The following is a 2,472-nucleotide window of genomic DNA, read 5'->3' as shown; positions in this document are numbered from 1 at the left end:
CGATCGGCGTCGTAAGTGCCTGATTTCACGCGATAGTGAGGGATCCCGATCTAACGCTTACACACACACCAAGGGCAAACCGTCATCGGATCCGACGTCACAAAGACCTTCTCGGAATAATGGACGCTCCGCGATCGTCATTGAAGTTGGAGCCGCCGCTCCACCAGGGGTTCCGCAGCCCCGTCTCGGCGGGATCTTGTCTGGAGGCATGTGATGAGACGTCGCGTTCAAGCACGTGCGCGACCTTCAAGCGCCGCGATTCCGGCACCATGGCGCGTCCTGGTGGTCGAAGATGAATTCCACATGGCGCAGTTTGTCGATGAGATCCTTCGACGGATGGGCATTCAGGTGATCGGGCCTGTGGGGACCCTGCGGCAGGCTATGATCCTTGCGGAGACAGAACGTGTCGACGCAGCCCTGCTCGATGTCCGGCTGCAGCCCGATGTCCGACTGCCGTACAGCGACAGAGTTTACCCGGTGGCGGAGCTGCTGCGCCGTCGAAACATCCCGTTCTGCTTCGTCACGGCCTACGCGGATGATTGGATCGGCCGGTTTCCCACCGATCCCGTCCTCCGGAAACCGTTCCATGAAGACCAGCTGAAGAACGCCGTGCGCAAGTTGCTACGCCGCGAATTTATCGGCCCTTCGGCCCGTGCTCAGCGGCCGGGACGGGCGGAGAGGAAAGTTTTGCTGATCGTCCAGGGCGGGACCAAACGGGGGCGTCGCCGACCCGTCGGACCAGCGGATGGGAATTTTGCGGAATAGGGTACGGGTCGAAATCGTCATGAATAGGGGTGTGAAGCTCCCTTCCACCACTGGACCCCTCTGCCCCGCTTCGGCGGGGCTTTTTTTGAGGCCCGTGACGAACAGCTGCGACCAAGCATCGCTTCCAGGCGGCATTGGCAGCTCGCCCCGATTGTGATTGCCGAAAAGCGCCACCCGCGGTCTTCGCCCGGCGAGCCGTGCAATCCTCGCGCCTCCCTGCGGGCCAACCCGGCCGGGAAAACTGAAAGGGTCGATGCATCCTTCAGCGGATTCGCGCCGGAGCTGCCGACGGGTTCTCGGCCGCCGCCTGTCGCTGCTCATGCTCGGTCAAGAGCAAACCAGCCAATCAGGCGCCGAGGTGCTGTGGCGGCGATGACACGGACAATCGCTCTCGGCGCTCCGCTGGAATAGGCGCCACCTCCTGGACGTCCTGGAGTGGTTGGCGCAAGCGGCAATAGCGAGGAGGCCGATGACCATCGATCAAGCTGGCAAGGCGACGGCGATGCCCGACGATGTGATTGAGGCGACCGTGGCAATCGTGGCGGCCCATCTCCGCATGAGGGCGACGTCGGCGGCACACGTGCCGGGACTCATCCAGCAGGTTCATAGGACCTTAACCGATCTGGTCGATCAGGGATCCCGCGATCTGGGTCCTGAGGATCAACAGCTGAGCCAAGTCGAGGCGACGGTGCCATCCCGCGCCGACCGCCTCACCAATGATGCTGAACTTCGTCGCATCGCAGAACAGGACGCCGTGTTTCCATGGTCCGGATGGCCAGGCCTTAGGGGTCCGAGGGCAGGCACCCGGATCGGCGAGTCTCCCCGGGAACGGTTCCGGTCGCGCTGTCGCTGACGTCGACGCACCGTCGGCGCAAGGATGCCGCATCCCTTTCCACGGCTCGCCGTGCCTGCCAGCACCAACTGTTGGCAACCGATCTCGGCCGGGCCGCGCTCGGTGGAGCGGGCTGACGGATGCGCCGGCAATACCGCGGCCGCCGCGGCGCTTCGTGCGCGACCATGCTGACGACGACGGGCTCCGCCGGGCGCTGGCAGAGGGGCGCCCGGCGGCGATCGCCGCCGCCGTCGTGCAGATCCGGAACCAGGAAGCGGCCCCATTCCAAAAACTGTCGACGCGCCCGCGCCTTCATCGCCCGTTTGCGGCTCGGCACGTTGAATCGTGCTTCGCTGCACTGGAGAGCGCCGCGTCCAGTCTCGGCCTGCTCACCGGCTGCCATCAGCCTCATCGTTGGCCGTGGCGGCGCCCGGGTCATTCAACCGCAGCCGCTGGAGTTCGGGAACGAGGTCCGCAATCTCGAGGAAGCCATCGGCCTGGCGCCGCAACTTGTCCGAAACCATGGGTGGACTCGTCGCCAGCGTCGAGACGATGGTGACGCGCACCCCTTTGCGCCGGATCGCGGCGACCAACCGCTGAAACTCGCCGTCGCCTGACAGCAGGATGATGTGGTCGGCGTGATCGGCCATCGCGAGCGCATCGATCGCGAGATCGACGTGGATGGTGCTCCTGACCCGAAGCCGATCACGGCTGTCGGCAAATTCCCGAACCGGCTTGGACACGGTCGTGTAGAAGTGATAGTCCAGCCAGTCGATCAGCGGCCGCAGTGACGAATTCTCCTGATTCTCAAGCACGGTCGTGTAGTAGAATGTCAATCGGCGCACAAGATTGACCCCGGATCGGCGTCGAATGTT

Annotated in this window: 3 protein-coding genes; 2 read left to right on the top strand and 1 reads right to left on the bottom strand. The window is 64.2% G+C overall.

Annotation, left to right across the window (positions count from 1 at the left end):
* Positions 1–213: 213 nt before the first annotated feature.
* Both FFK22_RS41400 and FFK22_RS41395 read left to right on the top strand, forming a co-directional pair.
* Positions 214–765 carry a response regulator gene (locus tag FFK22_RS41400; protein ID WP_138893641.1) on the top strand — a complete coding sequence of 184 codons (552 nt, stop codon included), beginning with the start codon at positions 214–216 and terminating at the stop codon, positions 763–765.
* A 469-nt stretch (positions 766–1,234) separates the two neighbouring features.
* Positions 1,235–1,618: a MucR family transcriptional regulator gene (locus FFK22_RS41395; RefSeq protein WP_138893642.1), complete on the top strand. Its 384-nt coding sequence runs from the start codon at positions 1,235–1,237 to the stop codon at positions 1,616–1,618.
* Positions 1,619–1,986: 368 nt separating this feature from the next.
* Here the strand turns inward: FFK22_RS41395 and FFK22_RS41390 are convergent.
* Positions 1,987–2,472 (bottom strand): NYN domain-containing protein (locus FFK22_RS41390; protein ID WP_143956976.1); only part of this gene is annotated, 486 nt, incomplete at its 5' end.

Origin of the sequence: Mycobacterium sp. KBS0706 (assembly GCF_005938675.2) — a bacterium.
Lineage (GTDB): Bacteria > Pseudomonadota > Alphaproteobacteria > DSM-16000 > Inquilinaceae > Inquilinus.
Note: the sequence above shows the minus strand (reverse complement) of the source record. Positions and strands in the feature narration are given on the sequence as shown.